Source organism: Kosakonia sp. 1610 (assembly GCF_050435845.1).
Classification (GTDB): Bacteria; Pseudomonadota; Gammaproteobacteria; order Enterobacterales; family Enterobacteriaceae; genus Kosakonia; species Kosakonia cowanii.
Genome location: NZ_JBNDKZ010000001.1, coordinates 1,196,886 through 1,214,653 on the forward strand (window position 1 = coordinate 1,196,886; position 17,768 = coordinate 1,214,653).

At 57.1% G+C, this 17,768-nt stretch carries 14 protein-coding genes; 9 read left to right on the forward strand and 5 right to left on the reverse strand.

The features are described from left to right. Positions 1-3 precede the first annotated feature (3 nt). Positions 4-1,419 (reverse strand): SrfA family protein, encoded by a 1,416-nt coding sequence (locus ABIC80_RS05770; protein WP_429175949.1) that lies wholly within the window; start codon positions 1,417-1,419, stop codon positions 4-6. A gap of 280 nt (positions 1,420-1,699) precedes the next feature. Here ABIC80_RS05770 and ABIC80_RS05775 point away from each other — a divergent pair, with 280 nt between their 5' ends. Together ABIC80_RS05775 and ABIC80_RS05780 are read left to right on the forward strand one after the other, a co-directional pair. Further along, complete coding sequence (locus tag ABIC80_RS05775; RefSeq protein ID WP_429175952.1) at positions 1,700-3,298, forward strand: ABC transporter substrate-binding protein; 1,599 nt, start codon at positions 1,700-1,702, stop codon at positions 3,296-3,298. 9 nt (positions 3,299-3,307) lie between these two features. Next, positions 3,308-3,541 carry a YdcY family protein gene (locus ABIC80_RS05780; RefSeq protein ID WP_312278606.1) on the forward strand — a complete coding sequence of 78 codons (234 nt, stop codon included), beginning with the start codon at positions 3,308-3,310 and terminating at the stop codon, positions 3,539-3,541. A gap of 45 nt (positions 3,542-3,586) precedes the next feature. Here ABIC80_RS05780 and ABIC80_RS05785 read toward each other — a convergent pair whose 3' ends face one another. Together ABIC80_RS05785 and ABIC80_RS05790 are read right to left on the reverse strand one after the other, a co-directional pair. Further along, positions 3,587-4,036 carry a DMT family transporter gene (locus ABIC80_RS05785; RefSeq protein WP_429175955.1) on the reverse strand — a complete coding sequence of 150 codons (450 nt, stop codon included), beginning with the start codon at positions 4,034-4,036 and terminating at the stop codon, positions 3,587-3,589. Next, positions 4,033-4,551: an N-acetyltransferase family protein gene (locus tag ABIC80_RS05790; RefSeq protein ID WP_429175958.1), complete on the reverse strand. Its 519-nt coding sequence runs from the start codon at positions 4,549-4,551 to the stop codon at positions 4,033-4,035. Before ABIC80_RS05790 ends, ABIC80_RS05785 begins: the two co-directional genes overlap by 4 nt. 37 nt (positions 4,552-4,588) lie before the next feature. Between ABIC80_RS05790 and ABIC80_RS05795 the strand changes: the two genes are divergently transcribed. The 4 genes from ABIC80_RS05795 (at position 4,589) to ABIC80_RS05810 (ending at position 9,297) form a co-directional block, all read left to right on the forward strand. Then, positions 4,589-5,164, forward strand: coding sequence for a helix-turn-helix domain-containing protein (locus ABIC80_RS05795; RefSeq protein WP_042716632.1), 576 nt, complete (start codon positions 4,589-4,591; stop codon positions 5,162-5,164). Between the two features lie 67 nt (positions 5,165-5,231). Further along, positions 5,232-6,269 carry an NADP-dependent oxidoreductase gene (locus ABIC80_RS05800; RefSeq protein ID WP_139568955.1) on the forward strand — a complete coding sequence of 346 codons (1,038 nt, stop codon included), beginning with the start codon at positions 5,232-5,234 and terminating at the stop codon, positions 6,267-6,269. A 254-nt stretch (positions 6,270-6,523) separates the two neighbouring features. Further along, positions 6,524-7,180: a GntR family transcriptional regulator gene (locus ABIC80_RS05805; protein ID WP_042716634.1), complete on the forward strand. Its 657-nt coding sequence runs from the start codon at positions 6,524-6,526 to the stop codon at positions 7,178-7,180. 191 nt (positions 7,181-7,371) lie between these two features. Then, the gene (locus ABIC80_RS05810) at positions 7,372-9,297 is read left to right on the forward strand and encodes a methyl-accepting chemotaxis protein (protein ID WP_429175960.1); all 1,926 of its coding nucleotides are present in this window, start codon (positions 7,372-7,374) and stop codon (positions 9,295-9,297) included. 64 nt (positions 9,298-9,361) lie between these two features. On the opposite strand, the gene pqqU is transcribed toward ABIC80_RS05810, so the two are convergent. Next, the gene (gene pqqU / locus ABIC80_RS05815; protein WP_429175962.1) at positions 9,362-11,476 is read right to left on the reverse strand and encodes a TonB-dependent receptor PqqU; all 2,115 of its coding nucleotides are present in this window, start codon (positions 11,474-11,476) and stop codon (positions 9,362-9,364) included. 265 nt (positions 11,477-11,741) lie between these two features. On the opposite strand from pqqU, the gene ABIC80_RS05820 reads away from it, so the two are divergent. Then, positions 11,742-12,803, forward strand: a complete 1,062-nt coding sequence (locus tag ABIC80_RS05820; RefSeq protein WP_305205764.1) for a YncE family protein — start codon at positions 11,742-11,744, stop codon at positions 12,801-12,803. A 40-nt stretch (positions 12,804-12,843) separates the two neighbouring features. Here ABIC80_RS05820 and ABIC80_RS05825 read toward each other — a convergent pair whose 3' ends face one another. Continuing rightward, entirely contained in the window at positions 12,844-13,590 is a 747-nt protein-coding gene (locus ABIC80_RS05825) for a metallophosphoesterase (RefSeq protein ID WP_429175963.1), read from the reverse strand. 105 nt (positions 13,591-13,695) lie between these two features. Between ABIC80_RS05825 and bla the strand changes: the two genes are divergently transcribed. Both bla and fdnG read left to right on the forward strand, forming a co-directional pair. Further along, on the forward strand, positions 13,696-14,562 hold the full coding sequence (gene bla, locus ABIC80_RS05830) for a class A beta-lactamase (RefSeq protein ID WP_429175965.1): 867 nt from the start codon (positions 13,696-13,698) through the stop codon (positions 14,560-14,562). Between the two features lie 152 nt (positions 14,563-14,714). Then, positions 14,715-17,765 (forward strand): formate dehydrogenase-N subunit alpha, encoded by a 3,051-nt coding sequence (gene fdnG, locus ABIC80_RS05835; protein ID WP_429175967.1) that lies wholly within the window; start codon positions 14,715-14,717, stop codon positions 17,763-17,765. Positions 17,766-17,768 lie beyond the last annotated feature (3 nt).

Below are 17,768 nucleotides of genomic sequence, written 5' to 3' on the forward strand. Positions count from 1 at the left end.
AAATCAATCACCTGTGTTTCTGAACGTCACCGGAACGGTGGTTTTTGCGTCAAAACGCGCGCTGCACTCCGCCACGTCGTTGGTGCCTGCTTTACAGGAAATATCCGGCATCGGGTAGCGCGTCCCGTCGCTGCAACGCGCATTACCGCGGCTCTTGATCAGCAACTCGCCCGTCTGATGCAGGCCGGAGAAGAGATCGGCGCGACAGGTGACGTTCTTGCCCATCACAATGCGGGCGCTGCCCTTATTATTCTGAATCTGATAACGCACGTTCGGCGCTTTGCCGGTGACCGGATCTTTAATATCCATCGCCAGTCGCCAGCTGCCGTTGAGGAATTTGGTCGAGCCCATTTTGACCTGCTGGGCGTCCATCACCATTGCCCCTTTCGGGATTGGCATAATTACCACCGGCTCGTTTTCCACCGGTTTTTCTTCCGGGGCTTTCTCTTCAGCCGGTGAAACCGCGGCCTGGTGCAGCGGCAGGTTGGCGGAAAGTGCCGGAATCGGTTCTGCCTCAATCGGCTTCGGTGCAATGGCGACCGGTTTTGCCTGCTCGGCAACCGGCGCGGAAGCGGTTTCTGCCTTCTGCTGCTGTTGTTTGAGCACAACCGGCACGGCAACGGCGGCGGCGACAGCGGCCGCTATCGGCAGCAACCACAGCGCGGTGCGGCGACGTTTTTTCGTTTTCGGTGCGGGCGCGGCGGCAGGTTCTTTTGCCGGAGCAGGCTCCTGATCGGCATCCTGCACCGCCTGATAGATCGGCGCGACATTCACTGGCTGCGGTTTAACCGGCGGCGGGGTAGTTAAGAGCGGAGCATCGGCCTGGCTGAAGCTCGCTTCCGCTACGGGTTCACCCTGCGCTTCTTTTTCCGGCTCTGGCTCAGGTTGCGGCTCTGGCTCGGGTTCCGGTTCGATCACAATCTCCGGCACTTCCGGCTCAGGCTCGTAGAGACACTCGAGCACGTTTTCGCGCGCGCTTTCATTAAGATTGACGAAGCCCCAGAAGGTGATGACCGGTTTGCCATCAACGAGGAAAACATGGTTTTCGCCGGGGAATTGCAGCGCTTTTTCCAGCAGCGAACCGAAGAGTTGCTGGGCGGTTTTGGGCGACTGCATACATTTACGGCTCAGGGCGGCCGCGCTATCAAGCGTGCTTTCGAGGAAGCGCAGGGCGCGGGCGCGCGCCTCCGGCTCAGCCGCTTTCCACGAGCGGGATTGACCGTCGATGGGCGAGTACCAGTCGACACGATCGCCTTCATCATTAACCTGTGGTATTGCCAGGCAATCCACTAACGCCTGCTGTTTACGCAGACGCAGCGCTTCCCGAATTTGTAGTGCCGAATCGAATACGGCCTGACCGCCGCCGCCAACGGCCTGGAAATCATCCAGATCGCCGCTGCGCAAGAGTGTTTTTGCCACGTTTTCATCCCATAGACTTCTTCACGCGTCTACTATACGCGTTCCCGTCGCCAGTAAAAGGCAGAGGAAAGCGCAAAACCATTGAATTCTCGACGCATTGAGCGCATCGAGACCTTATGACGGTCAAAATACGCCCTACAGTAAATTTTCTTATTAAGCATGGTGGATATTTCAGCAAAAACAACCGCTTTAGCATAACTTGATAGAGATTGGTTATTTGCCAGTTCGGCCGGCCTGTGCTGAGATTACCACTCCATATAAAAAAAGAAGGCTCCTGCACATGACCAAAGGGAAAACACTGCTCGCGCTGGCGTTGAGCACACTCTTACCGGCAAGCGCCGCGTTTGCGGCTTCCAACGACACACTGATCTACTGCTCCGAAGCCTCCCCGGAGTCTTTCAACCCGCAGATTGCCAGCTCCGGCCCGTCGTTTGTCGCCAGCTCGCAGGTGCTCTATAACCGCCTTGTCACCTTCGATCCGGTGAAAAATACCCCGGTGCCGTCGCTGGCGACGGAGTGGAAAGTCTCCGACGATGGCAAAACCTGGACCTTTACGCTGCGCCAGGGCGTTAAATTCAACAGCAATAAATATTTCAAACCGACGCGCGACTTTAACGCCGATGACGTGATTTTCTCCGTCATGCGCCAGATGGATGCTAAACATCCGTACCACAACGTCTCAAAAGGCAACTACGAATACTTCACCGATGTCGGACTGGATAAGCTGATTAAAGAGGTGAAGAAGGTCGATGATTACCACGTTCAGTTCGTGCTCAATGAACCGAACGCCGCCTTCCTTGCCGACTGGGGCATGGATTTTGCCTCGATTCTTTCGGCCGAGTATGCCGACGCGATGCTGAAAAAAGGCACGCCGGAAAATGTCGATAACTGGCCGATCGGAACCGGCCCCTACGCGTTGCAGCAGTACAAAACCGACGCGCTGATTCGTTACATTGCTAACCCGAACTACTGGGATGGCCCGGTGCCGACTAAGCACCTGATCTTCTCTATCACCCCGGATGTGCAGACGCGCCTGGCAAAACTGCAAACCAACGAGTGCCAGATTATTCCCGCCCCGGCACCGGTGCAGTTTGAGCAGATCAAAAAGAATAAGGATTTGACTCTGCATACGGTTGAAGCGCTGAACGTCGGCTATCTGGCGTTTAATACCGAGAAAAAACCGTTTGATAACGTGCTGGTGCGCCAGGCCCTGAACTACGCCACCGATAAAAAAGCGATTGTGAATGCGGTGTTCCTGGGCTCCGCCAGCGTGGCGAAATCGCCGCTGCCGCCAAATATGCTCGGCTACAACAAAGACCTGCCGGAGTACAGCTACGATCCTGAGAAAGCGAAAGCGTTGCTGAAACAGGCGGGGCTGGAGAAGGGCTTTGAAGCGACGCTCTGGTCGATGCCGGTGCAGCGCCCCTATAACCCGAACTCGCGCCGTATCGCCGAGATGATCCAGAGCGACTGGGCGAAAGTGGGCGTCAAAGCGAAGATTGTCTCCTACGAGTGGGGCGAGTACCTTTCCGGCATGCGCAAAGGCGAGCACGACACCGCGCTGTTTGGCTGGATGTCCGATAACGGCGATCCCGATAACTTCGCCGATACGCTGCTCGGCTGCGACAGCGTGAAGACCGGCTCCAACGCCGCGCGCTGGTGTGACAAGCCTTACGACGATCTGGTGAAAAAAGCGAAGCTGGTGAGCGATCCGGCCGAGCGCGCGAAACTCTACGGCCAGGCGCAGGATATTTTCTATAAGCAGGCACCGTGGATCCCGCTGGCAAACGGCAAAACCTTCTACGCGACGCGCAGCAACGTCACCGGCTACAGCGTCAGCCTGATGGGCAGTGATTTTTCCAAAGCGAAGCTGAATTAAGGAGAGGGTATGTCACATTTTGATGAGGTTACCGCCCGCGTCGACGCCGCCATTGCCGACGGGGCAATTATCGGCATGAACGAGCTGCTGGTTATCCTGAGCGATGATGGCGAACTGAGCCGCGAAGCGCGTTACGAGCAGCAGCAGCGCCTGCGTAACGCCATCGCCCATCATGGACGCCAGCATAAAGAGGATGCGGAAGCGCGGCGCGAGCAGCTCACCAAAGGTGGCGAGATTCTCTGACAGTGCACTGACAAAACGGGCCAAATGGCCCGTTTTTTTTATCCCTCAAAACTGCCGCCGGGCGACCAGCCAGGCGCCGATCACCAGTAACACCGCCCCGCACACCGGGCCAATCAATGCCCGCAGCGCCACGCCTTCGCTCTTCACCACATCCATCACCAGGCCGCCGATAAGCTGGCTGGCGATCAGCACGGCGATAGTGGTTGCCGCGCCGACGTTTTGATAGCCGCTGATGCTGGCGAAAACAAAGAAGGAGCCGAGCAGGCCGGGGATCAGCGTCCACCATTTGACGCTGCCGACCAGCTCCTGAAAACCGCCGACGCCCTGTTTGATCAGCAGAATAGAGACAAACAGCACAATGCCGACCAGCGAGTTGAGCAGCATGGCGATCAGAATGGTGGAGGAGGACTGAGTAATGCGCACCATCAGCGTGTTCTGGATAACCAGCCCAATACCGGCGGCAACCAGAAAAGCGAGGGACAGGGACTGATTCATGCCGGGGCGTCCGGATCGGTGCGGTTATCGAGCTGAAGTTGCATAAAGGTGAGATCCAGCCAGCGGCCAAACTTGGTGCCGACCTGCGGCATCTGCCCGGTAATGGTAAAGCCAAGCTTCTGGTGGAGATGAATCGAGCCCTGATTTTGTGCTTCGATACCGGCAACCATCACATGTTTACCGATGCGCTTCGCTTCCTCAATCAGCCGCTCCATCAGCGCCAGGCCAAGGCCTTTGCCCTGGTGATCTGGGTGGACATAGACCGAGTGTTCAACCGTGTGGCGAAAGCCGTCGAACGCGCGCCAGTCGCCGAAGGAGGCGTAGCCCGTGACAACGCCATTCTCTTCGCTCACAATCACCGGATAGCCGAGCAGGGCGCGCGCCTCAAACCACGCAATGCGGTTATCGGCATCCACCGTTTGATCATTCCAGATCGCCGCCGTGTTAATCACGGCGTGGTTATAAATAGCGGCAATCGCCGCGCAATCCTCTTTCACGGCATAACGAATCGACATGGTTGAACCCCTGATCTGTACACTATAGTATGACGTTATGAATACTATCTCAGACAATATAAATCAACGGATCAGTGCACGAATTCGCCTCGAGCGCGAGTCGCGCGGCTGGTCGCTGACGGAGCTCGCCGAACGCGCGGGCGTGTCGCGGGCGATGATCCACAAAATCGAGCGCGCAGAGAGCAGCCCAACGGCAACGCTGCTGGCGCGCATCTGCGGCGCGTTTGCTATCAGCATGTCGACATTGATTGCCCGCGCAGAGATGCAGGAGGGCAAACTGCTGCGCTTCGCCAGCCAGCCGGTGTGGCGCGATCCACAAACCCACTATCTGCGCCGCCATGTCTCACCGCGCAGCGACCTGCCGATCGATCTGGTGCAGATTGAGCTGCCGCCCGGCAGCGATATCCCGATGCCTGCCTCCTCTTATGCGCTGGCGCGGCAGCTTATCTGGTTACAGGAGGGCAGCCTGGTGTTTCTAGAAGGCGAGACGCGCCATGAGATGCAGCCTGGGGATTGTCTGGAATTGGGCCCGCCGAACGACTGCCGATTTATCAACGAAACCCTTGAGCCGTGCCGCTATCTGGTGGTGCGCCTCAATCATGCCGCCACGTAATGCCAACGCGCGGGCGGCGTTAACCGTCTACTATCATTAGTCAGTCCATACTGCACAGGAGAGCAAAATGAACCAACATTCACACCGCAACCGCCGCTGGGTACTGGCTTCGCGTCCACATGGCGCGCCAACCACAGAGAATTTCCGGCTGGAGGAGGATGAGGTCGCCTCACCGGGCGAAGGCCAGGTGCTGCTGCGCACGGTCTATCTCTCTCTCGATCCCTATATGCGCGGACGCATGAGCGACGCGCCATCCTACTCGCCACCGGTAAAAATCGGTGAAGTGATGTGCGGCGGCACCGTCAGCCGCGTCGTCAAATCGCAGCATCCGGACTTCGCCGAGGGCGACTGGGTTCTCGCCGGCAGCGGCTGGCAGGATTACGACATCGCCAGCGGCGATGATCTGGTGAAACTCGACAGCACCATTCCGCACCCCTCCTGGGCGCTGGGTATTCTTGGCATGCCGGGCTTTACCGCCTATATGGGCTTGCTGGATATCGGCCAGCCGAAAGAGGGCGAAACGCTGGTCGTCGCCGCAGCAACCGGGCCGGTTGGCGCAACGGTTGGTCAGATTGGCAAAATCAAAGGCTGTCGCGTGGTAGGTGTTGCGGGCGGTAGCGAGAAGTGTCGTCATGCCGTGGAGGTGCTCGGTTTTGATGAGTGTATCGATCACCATGCCGACGATTTTAGCGACCGTCTGGCGAAGGCCTGCCCGCAGGGCATCGATATTTACTATGAAAACGTCGGCGGCAAAGTATTCGATGCCGTGCTGCCGTTATTAAATACCTCGGCGCGCATTCCGCTCTGTGGTCTGGTGAGCGGTTATAACGCTACCGACCTTCCGGAAGGCCCGGATCGCGTTCCATTATTAATGGCGACGATTCTGAAGAAGCGTATTCGGTTGCAGGGGTTTATTATCATGCAGGATTATGGTCACCGGCTGCATGAATTCCAGCAGGAGATGGCAAGCTGGCTGAAACAGGATCGCATTCATTACCGCGAGCAGGTAACGGAGGGTCTTGAGCAGGCGCCAGAGGCGTTTATCGGCTTACTGGAAGGGAAAAACTTCGGTAAAGTTGTGGTAAAAGTAGCCTCAGAAAACTAAATAAAAAAATGGCGGTAAAAACCGCCATTTTAAATTGGGCATTTCTGTGAAAAACAGCTTTAATTATACATGCATAAGGAATTGTTGACCTTGTGGAGGCAGTTCCTGGTGGTCGTGCATAATAAATAACTTTTTGTTCTAACTTTACGCAATCATCCAATACCAGGCATGCACTTATAAAATATATCTTTAGGCATAACCATATGGACACGCTACCAGGCTGAGAAAATAAAGAATTTATACAGGATGCAAACATGCTTGATTTGGAGAAAGCGCAGCGAACGAGTCTCACCATGCAGGTCGAGGCAAGTTTAAAGAGTGCGCTTATTGTCGGAGCCCTGAGACCCGGCGCCCGGCTTATCACGAAGGAAATCGCCGATCAGCTGGGTACGAGCATTACACCGGTTCGTGAAGCGTTACTGCGATTGGTTTCCGCAGGCGCGCTGCACGCCACACCGGCGCAGGCTTTTCTCGTGCCGGAGGTCAGTGCGGAACGCTATAACGAAATTAATCAGATTCGTAAAAACCTCGAAGGCATGGCCGCGCGAGCCGCCAGCCAGAACATGACCAGCGATAAGCTGCGTGAGCTGCGCACGCTGGCAATTAATGTTGATGAAGCGATGAAAAGCGGCAACACCGAGCAGGCGTTACAGGCCAACCGCGTGTTTCGTTTTAGCGTCTATGCCCACGCTGGCATGCCGACGCTCAGCGCTTTAATTGAGCAGCTATGGGTGCGAATTGGCCCTTGCTATAACTACTTATATCCATCATCTGAACACCTGATGCGCGTGCAGCATTATCACGACCTGCTCTGTGCATTAGAAGAGGGTGATGCTTTTGCCAGTGAGCGCGCCGTCTGGCGAGCAATTGACGAAGGCTCAACTATCGTGCACAGACAGTTTGAACGCTAAGTGATAATTCACTGACTCGATAATTCATGAAAAATATTGATGCACCCCGGTAATAATTTGCGAATGGGGCGCATCAATATCACACTTTTAATCTATAACTTCCCCGCAACCTGAATCTGCTTATTTTCCTGCCGATAACTTGTCGCGTGCGCAGTCGGGCACTCACTATGGACGTTAGACAAGGGGAAAAAATGTCAATTAGCCAACGGGTAAGCAATATAAAAATTAGTCGAAAGCTGTCGGTCGGATTCGGTGTGGTTCTTTTTCTGGTCGCTTTTGCCACCATTCTCAGCGTGCTGCGTTTTAAAGAAATTCGCGACGTCTATGTAAAAACAAATTTGATGTACAACATCAATATTGAAGTATTCCAGGCAAAAATTAACCGCCTTAAATATTTTTATGGCGATGATAAATCAGGCCAGGTGATGGCGAACTATGTTCGTCACGCCTCCGAACTGACCGCCAGCGCCGACGCGCTCAGCTGGTCAAGCAACGAACGTAAAATCATTGATGATGTCGCCCGCAATTTAGCAACTTTTCAGGCCAGCATTGGCGAGATGCAAAAAGCGACCGGCGATCTGCGCACCCTGCGTGAAAGCCTCGATAAACTGAGCACGGAAGATCTCTCCGCTCGCTATACCACGCTGGTACGTACCCCAGTGGCCGACCCGGCGGTGATGGCACAAATCTATGAGCAGCTCTTTGCCATCAGTGGCGTGCGCGATGCAGCGCTGGTCGTACGTTATAGCCCTGATGCAGCCACGCGCGATCGCCTTGAGCAGCAGTTCGCCGCTACCGCAAGCCACGTGCAGGCGCTGAACAGCCAGTTGCCGGGCGAACTTCAAGCCCCGTTACAGGCCATCTGGGACAACACCGTTAGCTATCGCAGCCAGGCGCTGAACTACTTTACCGCCTGGCAGGCGCTGAAAGCGGCGGAAGATAAAGTCAAAGTGGGCGGCGACGCCAGCAGCGCCTCACTGCGTGACATTATCGCGCTGGTGAAAGCGCACAACGAAGAGCTGGCCTACACCTCCAGTTCAATTACCGCCGTTACCGGCGCGATTGCCATTCTGCTCGGCATGCTGGTCTCATGGTGGGTGATTCGTCAGATCACCCGGCCAGTGCACCGCAACCTGGCGCTGGCGGAACGCATTGCCAGCGGCGATCTGAGCTCACAAATCCGCGCGCAAAGCCGCGACGAGCTGGGGCAGTTAACCGGCGCGATGGGGCGAATGAATGACCGGCTGCGCGATATGATCCATGAAGTGCGTAACAGCGTTACGCAGCTCTCCCGCGCGGCAACCGAGATTGCCGATGGCAACTCCGATCTCTCCTCCCGCACCGAACAGCAGGCCGCCGCCGTGGTGCAAACCGCCGCCAGCATGGAGCAGTTAACGGCCACGGTGAAAAACAATGCCGATAATGCGCGCAACGCCAGCAGCCTGGCCGCGCAGGCGTCGAAAACGGCCAGCGAAGGCGGCACGGTAATGCGCCAGGTCGTCGATACCATGGGCGATATCAACACCAGCTCAAATAAGATTGCCGACATCACCGCGGTGATTAACAGCATTGCCTTTCAGACCAATATTCTGGCGCTGAACGCGGCGGTGGAAGCGGCAAGAGCAGGCGAGCAGGGGCGCGGTTTTGCGGTAGTCGCCGGTGAAGTCCGTAGCTTGTCCCAGCGCAGTTCGCAGGCGGCGAAAGATATTGAACAGCTGATCAACGAATCGGTTTCGCGCATCAATATTGGCAGCAAACTGGTGGTCAAAGCGGGCGAGACGATGGATCAGGTGGTGCAGTCCGTCACGCGCGTCAACGATATTATGGGCGAGATCTCCTCCGCTTCCGAAGAGCAGAGCCGCGGCATTGAGCAGATTGCCCGCGCGGTTGGCGAACTTGACAGCACCACCCAGCAGAACGCCTCACTGGTGAGCGAGTCCTCTTCCGCCGCGGGTTCGCTGGAGGAACAGGCGCGCCTGCTGGAAGAGTTGGTTGCCGCCTTCCGCCTCGCCAGTGATGAGGCAAAACCGGCGAAGATTAAGGGCGGTAAAAGCACGCTTGTGCCGCCGAAACCGCGTACAGCGGTGCTCGCTGAAGAGGGCTGGACCACCTTTTAATGGCCTGAAGCGATAAAAAAGCCCGGCGCATGATGGCCGGGCTTTTTATTGCCTGCGGTGTGGCTTAGTTAAACTGGTAGGCCACCGATAAGCCAACGCCGTAGTTACGCCCCGGAGCCGGTTCGTAGTAACGGTTATTGGATTCGTTGACGATCACCGACCCGACATAGTTACGGTCGAAGAGGTTATCGACGCGGCCAAAGAGATCCATCATCCAGTTGCCGTAGTTGAACTTATACCCGGTATTCAGCCCGGCGACGGTGTAGGAGGGCGCTTTGGCGCTGTTCTCATCATTGGCCATGATGTTGCTCATATAACGCACATCCGCGCCAGCATACCAGCCTTCCTCCGGCATCCAGCCCAGTGAAGCAAAGCCCATATTGCGCGCGATGCCCGGAATGCGGTTGCCTTCGCAGGTGGCATCACCACACACTTCGCTGCGGTAGGTTGCGTCCAGCCAGGTCCATGCCGCTTTCGCGCGCCAGTTCCCGGCGAACTGCTGATCGACAGAGAGTTCGACACCCTGGCGACGCGTTTTCCCGGCGTTTTTATAGCTGGTGCGCCCGCCGCTGCTGCTGTCGGCAACAATTTCATTATCGGTATCGGTGCGGAACAGCGCCGCCGTCAGCAGACCGTTACCGATGCGGGTTTTGCTGCCGATCTCCAGCGTGTCGTTAGTAGCCGGTTTCAGCGCGAAGTTCAGCCCGCTCTGATCGCCGGAGCGGTAAGAGAGTTCATTGATGGTCGGCGTTTCGAAACCGCGTCCGGCGGCGGTGTAGATATTCCACGCCGGGGTGACAGCATATTTCAGCGAGGCCGCCGGGAGCCACTTGTGGTAGCTCGCATCACCGCTGTCATCGCCATTCTGCGCGGTCACATAGTGGTCGTTGGAGTCAAACCAGACCGAGCTGTAGCGCACGCCCGCATCCAGCGACAGTTTCTCGGTAAGCTGCCAGGCGGTTTGCAGATAGGGGTCGACGTTCCACATCAGGTTGCGCTCGTTACGGCGCAGGTTGCCTTTCTGCCCATACTTCGGCGTGGTGCCATTCATGATGAAGTTTTCATAGCCTTTGCGCTCTTCACTCATGTTTTCGTAGTTCAGACCGGCGGTGAAGGTCATCGGCACGCCCAGCTCGCCTTTGTGCGTCCAGCGCGTATCAATGCCCTGATAGTGGCGGCTCAGGTTGATCACTCCGCCAGCGTGGGTCGGTTTGAGCTGCGGTGCGCGGGGAATCGACTGATACTGTGTGGTTTCACGCTCACCGGCATACATCATCACGCTCAGATCGTCGCGCTCGCTCAGTTGACGCTCATAGCGCAGGCCCGCCTGGGTCTGCTTGATGGTTTTGCGCGTGTGAAACGCATCAGCGCGCGGCGACTGGCGCGGATTGGCCCGCCACTCTTCGCGGCTCAGCCCGCCCGCATCGTCCGCTTTAATATCAACGCTGTTAAAGATGAGGTTCAGCTTGCTGGCGTCATCGATGCGCACGCCCAGTTTGGCGTTAGCCAGATTTTTGCGCGCGCCGCTGCGGTCGCGATAGCCGTGGGTAACAAAGCGGGTGGTCGAGGCGGTGTAATCCACATCGCCCGCGTGGGTGCCGTCACCCATGGCACCGGTGGCTTTCATACCATAGCGCCAGCTGCCAAAGCTGCCGTAATAGCTGCTCGCTTCCACGGTGGCGGGTTCGCGCCCGGTCTGCGTCGTCACGTTCATCACGCCGCCGGAGGCATTACCGTAGAGGGCAGAGAAGGGGCCGCGCAGCACATCAATATGCTCCACGCTGTTGAGATCGATATTCGAAGTCTGCCCCTGGCCATCCGGCATGGTGGCGGGAATACCATCGACATAGAGGCGAATGCCGCGCACGCCATAGGTTGAACGCGAGCCAAACCCGCGAATGGAGAGTTGAAGATCCTGGGCGTAGTTCTGTCGGTTCTGCACCTGCAACCCCGGCACGCTGCCCATTGATTCAGAGAGATTCACGCGCGGCGCGGCCTGGCGAATATCATCGCCCTGAACCACGCTGACCGCTGCGGGGCTATCAAGCTCCGAGACCGTCTGCGGCGCAGCGCTGACGATCATGGTTTGTTCACCAGAGGCCGCCCAGGCGGAGGTAGAGAGTGCAACAGGCAGCAGCAAAACGGGCAGCGTGACCTTTGTAACTGAAATGATTTTCATGACGGAACCGAGTTGAAAGAGGAGCAAAAAAAGAAAAATGCGGCAACATGTTAATGGATATGTAAATTATTTGAAAATGTTGAACGCACGTTAGGTTAAGAATGAGTCTATATGGCGGCAGGAAATTTGCCCTGATCAACGATTAAGACTCCACTTTACGAACATAAATGATTACTATTCTCACCTACAACAATAAGCGAAACCGCAGTTTCGTGCACTGGATGCTTGTGAATAGGTAATCATAATTTCAACAAAGGGAGTCGTTATGTCTTTAGCTCATTTTTCTCCGTCGCGCCTGCACCGCGCGCTGTTCCTCGGTTCGTTGCTGCTGGCAGGCTCATTCAGCGCTCACGCAGCCGAAGAGATGCTGCGCAAAGCGGTCGGTAAGGGCGCGTATGAGATGGCCGTCAGCCAGCAGGAGAACGCCTTATGGGTTGCCACCTCGCAGAGCCGCAAAACCGATAAAGGCGGTGTGATCTACCGCCTCGATCCCGCCAATCTGGATATCACCCAGGCCATTCACAGCGATGTGAAACCCTTTGGCGCGGCGATCAACCAGCAGACGCAGACGCTCTGGTTCGGCAATACCGTGAATGGCTCTGTCACTGCCGTCGATGCAAAAACCGGTGATATCAAAGGCCGCGTAGTGCTTGATGGGCGTAAACGTTCCGACACCGTGCGTCCGCTTAGCCCACGAGAACTGGTGGTAGATGACACCACCAATACGCTTTACGTGACCGGCGTGGGTAAAGAGAGCGCCATCTGGGTGGTCGACGGCGCAGCGATGACGCTGAAAAGCACAATTGCGAACACCGGCACATACAGCACCGGGCTCGCGCTTGATGCCGCCGCGAAACGTCTTTACAGCACCAACGGTGATGGCGAACTGCTGACCATTGATACCGCGACTAACAAGATTATCGACCGCAAGAAGTTGCAGGATGACGGAAAAGAGCACTTCTACCTTAACCTGAGCCTTGATACCGCCGGTCACCGCGCCTTTATCACCGACTCAAAAGCGGCGGAAGTACTGGTTGTCGATACCCGCTCCGGCAAGGTGATGCAACGCGTCGCCGCTCCAGAATCGCTGGCGGTGCTGTTTAACCCGGCGCGCAACGAAGTCTATGTCACCCACCGCGAGGCGGGAAAAGTGAGCGTTATCGACGCGAAGAGCTACAAGGTGGTGAAGACCTTTGATACGCCGACGCACCCGAACAGCCTGGCGCTGTCGCCGGATGGCAAAACGCTCTACGTCAGCGTAAAACAGGCGTCGAGCCGCGAAAAAGAGGCCACCCAGCCGGACGATATCATCCGTATTGCGCTGTAACAGCCAGCAGCAACAAGCTCCCTGCGGGGAGCTTTTTTTATCACCGATCCTCAACCGTTTCGACGCCGATAAAATGGCTGACCCGCCCCTGGGGGCCGATGTCGTGAAGCATCAGGGAGACGGGATCGGTAATCGGCGGCACGTTGTTCTCATCCAGCAGCAGCGGATTTGCCGGGCAGATTGAGCCGCAGCAGTAGGCGGCCACACCGGCGAAGGTCGATGCCATCGTGCGGTGCACATGCCCGCAGCAGATTGCCAGCGGCGGGTGCGGCAGGCGGTTAATCAGCGCCATCAGCGCCTCACCACCTTCGCACATTGCCGTATCCAGCGGCGCAATGCCGCTCGGGAAGAGGTGCTGATGCAAAAAGAGCATTGCCGGGTGCGCCACCTCGCGCAAAGCCTGCTCCAGCCACGGCAGATGGGGGGTAATATCGCCGCCGCTCTTCCCGGCAACCGTCACATCCACGCCAATCAGCGAAATCCCTTCAACCGTTTCATTGAAATGCAGCGGTTCTTCAGCGGAGTATGCCGCCAGCTGCGGCATCGTCGCGCACATCACCGTTTTATCATCGGCGTTACCCGCCAGCAGCAGGGTGCGGCAGGGCAGACTGCTGAGCTGTGCGGCGATGTCGCGATACCCCTCAGCCCAGCCATCATCTGCCAGATCGCCGCTTACCACCACGATATCGGGCGGGAAGGCGATCAGCCACGCAATGGCGGCACGCAGCCGGGCGAGGTTGTCGTTATCGGCTGCGGCGTGAATATCGCTAAGTTGAGCAATGCGCATCGTGTCCCCGGATGAGGTGAGTTATCAATCAGCAGTATGGCAGCGCTACGCCATCAGGCATAATCCGGCAGATATAATATTCATTCCACGACAAGGATTATCGCTATGCATCTGCCTGCTAAATCATTTCTCGCGCTGCTGCTCGGCGCGTCAGCCGCCAACGCCGCCACCATCGATGAGGCAACCCTCACCGCCATTGCCCGTTTGCAGGAGGAGAAGCTGCACGCGCGCATCGGTATCGCGGTGATCGACACCGCCTCGGGTAAGAGCGTCAGCTACCGCGGTGATGAACGTTTTCCGCTCAACAGTACCCATAAAGCGCTGCTCTGCGGCGCGCTGCTCAGTAAGGTGGATCGGGGCGAGTTTGCCCTTAGTAACAACACGCAGTTCAGCAAAGAGACACTGGTGGACTATTCACCGGTGACCAGCAAATTTGTCGCGCCAAAAAGCATGAGCTGGCAGCAGGTGTGCAGCGCGGCGATTAGCTACAGCGATAATACCGCCGCTAATCTGGTGGCGCAGAAACTGGGCGGCCCGCAAAAAGTCACCGCCTTGCTTGCCGGTTTAGGTGACAACGTCACGCGGCTGGATCGTAAAGAGCCGGAGCTTAACAGCGCCGTGCCCGGCGATCTGCAGGACACCACCACGCCGCTCGCCGTCAGCCACACGCTGGAGAAACTGACGCTCGGCAACGCGCTTAAACCCGAAAGCCGTGCGCAGCTGGTGCAGTGGATGAAGGATGACAAAGTTGCCGATGCGCTGCTGCGCACGTCGCTGCCATCCGGCTGGAAAATCGGTGATAAGACCGGCGCCGGCGCCTACGGTTCGCGCTCAATTATCAGCGTGGTGTGGCCGAAAAAAGGGCAGCCAATAATTGTCTCTGTCTATATTACGCAAACAGAAGCGACGCTGGCGCAAAGTAACGATGCCATTGCACGCATCGGCAAAAGCATATTTGAGGCAACGCGCTAAATAAACGGGCAGAGATAAAACCGGCTTAAGTTAAATCTTATCTCTGCCACGTAATACCCCTCACAATAACCATAAATGGATAATGGTTATTGGTCGGAATATCCTTATAATCTCCATCCCTTTTCATGTCTTAAGTTTAAGCTGGAGAAGTAATGGAGCTCAACCGGAGGCAGTTCTTTCGGATCTGCGCGGGCGGTATGGCAGGGACAACTGTCGCATCTCTCGGATTTCTATCCTCTTTTTCCGTTCATGCGGAAACCCGTCAATATAAACTGTTAAAAGCCAAAGAGACGCGCAATAACTGCACCTACTGTTCAGTGGGCTGCGGCATGTTGATGTACAGCCTCGGCGATAATGCCAAAAACGTTAATGAAGCGATTTACCATATTGAAGGCGACGCCGATCATCCGGTGAGCCGGGGATCGCTCTGTCCGAAAGGGGCAGGCGTGCTGGATTATATTCACAGCGAGAATCGTCTGCGCTATCCGCAATATCGCGCGCCCGGCTCGAATCAATGGCAACGTATTTCCTGGGATGACGCCATTGAGCGCATTGCGCGCTTAATGAAAAAAGATCGTGATGAAAACTTTATTGAGAAAAATGCTCAGGGCGTAACGGTCAACCGCTGGACCACCACCGGCATGCTCTGCTCGTCGGCGGCGAGTAACGAAACCGGCATTCTCGACGGCAAATTCACCCGCGCGCTCGGCATGGTGGCGATCGACTGCCAGGCGCGGCTCTGCCACGGGCCGACCGTCTCGGCACTTGCGCCAACTTTCGGCCGTGGGGCGATGACCAACAACTGGGTCGATATCAAAAACGCCAACGTGGTGTTGATCATGGGCGGCAACGCCGCCGAAGCGCACCCGGTCGGCTTTAAGTGGGTGGTGGAAGCGCAAACCAAAAATGATGCCACGGTGTTAGTCGTCGATCCGCGCTTTAACCGCAGCGCCGCAGTGGCTGACTTCTATGCGCCGATCCGCGCCGGTTCCGATACCGCCTTTCTGCTCGGCATCATCCGTTACCTGATTGAGCAGGATCAGATCCAGCATGAGTATGTGCGCCACTACACCAACGCCGGAATGATTATCCGCGACGACTACGCCTTTAACGACGGCATCTTTAGCGGCTACGACAGCGAAAAACATCAATACGACAAATCCAGCTGGTTCTACCAACTGGACGCACAGGGCCACGCCGAGCGCGACGAAACGCTGAGCCACCCGCGCTGCGTCTGGAGCCTGCTGAAAGCCCACGTCGCGCGCTATACGCCAGAGATGGTGAGCCGCTTGTGCGGCACCCGCGTTAACGACTTCCTGCATATTTGCCGCGTGCTCGCCACCACCAGCGTGCCGGATCGCACCGCCACCATTCTCTATGCGCTGGGCTGGACCCATCACTCCGCCGGGGCGCAGATCATCCGCGCGGCGGGCATGCTCCAGCTGCTGCTCGGCAATATCGGCATGGCGGGCGGCGGTGTGAATGCGCTGCGCGGCCACTCCAATATTCAGGGCTATACCGATTTAGGGCTGCTCTCGACCAATCTGCCCGGCTATATGGCGCTGCCGTCGGAGAAACAGCCGGACTACCAGACCTATATTTCGCAGATCACGCCGCCTGAACTGGGTGTGAACGAAGTGAACTACTGGCAAAACACGCCGAAATTCTTTGTCAGCATGATGAAGAGCTTCTGGGGCGATCGCGCCACTGCGGAGAACAACTGGGGCTACGACTGGCTGCCGAAGTGGGACCGCCTCTATGACGTGATGACCCAGGCCGAGCTAATGCTGGCAGGCAAAATCAATGGCTACATTGTGCAGGGCTTTAACCCGCTGGCGGCCTTCCCGGACAAGAACAAGTCGGCAAAAGCGCTGGCGAAGCTGAAATATATGGTGGTTATCGATCCGCTGGCGACCGAGTCCTCCACCTTCTGGCAGAACCACGGCGAGATGAACGACGTCGACCCGGCGGCGATCCAGACCGAAGTGTTCCGCCTGCCATCCTCCTGCTTTGCCGAAGAGAATGGCTCAATTGCCAACTCCGGCCGCTGGTTGCAGTGGCACTGGGCGGCGGCCGAGCCGCCGGGCGAAGCGCTGCACGATGGCAAAATCCTCGCTCGGCTGTTTATGCGCCTGCGCGAGCTTTATCAGCAAGAGGGCGGTGCCAACCCGACGCCACTGCTCAATATGTCGTGGGAGTACAACGACCCGTACGATCCGCAGCCGGAGGAGATTGCCCGCGAAGCCAACGGCAAAGCGTTACAGGATCTCTATGATGACAAAGGCCAGCTGATTGCCAAAAAAGGGCAGCAGCTGAGCAGCTTCGCCCAGTTGCGCGACGACGGCTCCACCAGCAGCTTCTGCTGGGTCTACTGCGGTAGCTGGACCGAGCGCGGCAACCAGATGGCAAACCGTGATAACAGCGACCCGCATGGCCTCGGCTGCACGCCGGGCTGGGCGTGGTCATGGCCAGCGAATCGCCGCATTCTCTATAACCGCGCCTCGGCAGATCCGGCTGGAAAAGCCTGGGACGCGAAAAGAGCACTGCTGCACTGGGATGGCCAGCGCTGGGCAGGTATGGACGTGGCAGATTACAGCCAGGCCGCGCCGCAAAGCGGGGTCGGGCCATTTATCATGAACCCGGAAGGGGTGGCACGGCTCTTCTCCCTCGACAAGATGAACGACGGCCCGTTCCCGGAACACTACGAACCCATCGAATCGCCGATTGGCACCAACCCGCTGCACCCGAACGTGGTGTCCAGCCCGGTGGCAAGGATCTTTGCCAGTGACCGAAACAACATGGGCAATGCGGAAACATTTCCCTATGTCGCCACCACTTACTCCATTACCGAGCTGTTCCGCCACTGGACCAAGCATGCGCGCCTGAACGCCATCGCCCAGCCGGAACAGTTTATTGAGATCGGCGAAGGGCTGGCGCAGCAGAAGGGGATTTTAGCGGGTGATACCGTCAAAGTGTCGTCGAAACGCGGCTATATCAAAGCCAAAGCGGTGGTCACCAAACGACTGCAAACCCTGACCATCGATGGCCGCAAAGTCGATACCGTCGGCATCCCGTGCCACTGGGGTTTTGAAGGGGCGACGCGCAAGGGCTTTCTCGCCAATACGCTGACGCCGTCGGTGGGCGATGCCAACTCGCAAACGCCGGAGTACAAAGCGTTTTTAGTCAACATCGAGAAGGCGTAAGGA

Bases quoted from the DNA above. Each gene is read 5' to 3' on its own strand.
- ABIC80_RS05775 (WP_429175952.1), top strand. From the start codon at position 1,700: ATGACCAAAGGGAAAACACTGCTCGCGCTGGCGTTGAGCACACTCTTA.
- ABIC80_RS05780 (WP_312278606.1), top strand. From the start codon at position 3,308: ATGTCACATTTTGATGAGGTTACCGCCCGCGTCGACGCCGCCATTGCC.
- ABIC80_RS05785 (WP_429175955.1), bottom strand. From the start codon at position 4,036: ATGAATCAGTCCCTGTCCCTCGCTTTTCTGGTTGCCGCCGGTATTGGG.
- ABIC80_RS05790 (WP_429175958.1), bottom strand. From the start codon at position 4,551: ATGTCGATTCGTTATGCCGTGAAAGAGGATTGCGCGGCGATTGCCGCT.
- ABIC80_RS05795 (WP_042716632.1), top strand. From the start codon at position 4,589: ATGAATACTATCTCAGACAATATAAATCAACGGATCAGTGCACGAATT.
- ABIC80_RS05800 (WP_139568955.1), top strand. From the start codon at position 5,232: ATGAACCAACATTCACACCGCAACCGCCGCTGGGTACTGGCTTCGCGT.
- ABIC80_RS05805 (WP_042716634.1), top strand. From the start codon at position 6,524: ATGCTTGATTTGGAGAAAGCGCAGCGAACGAGTCTCACCATGCAGGTC.
- ABIC80_RS05810 (WP_429175960.1), top strand. From the start codon at position 7,372: ATGTCAATTAGCCAACGGGTAAGCAATATAAAAATTAGTCGAAAGCTG.
- pqqU (WP_429175962.1), bottom strand. From the start codon at position 11,476: ATGAAAATCATTTCAGTTACAAAGGTCACGCTGCCCGTTTTGCTGCTG.
- ABIC80_RS05820 (WP_305205764.1), top strand. From the start codon at position 11,742: ATGTCTTTAGCTCATTTTTCTCCGTCGCGCCTGCACCGCGCGCTGTTC.
- ABIC80_RS05825 (WP_429175963.1), bottom strand. From the start codon at position 13,590: ATGCGCATTGCTCAACTTAGCGATATTCACGCCGCAGCCGATAACGAC.
- bla (WP_429175965.1), top strand. From the start codon at position 13,696: ATGCATCTGCCTGCTAAATCATTTCTCGCGCTGCTGCTCGGCGCGTCA.
- fdnG (WP_429175967.1), top strand. From the start codon at position 14,715: ATGGAGCTCAACCGGAGGCAGTTCTTTCGGATCTGCGCGGGCGGTATG.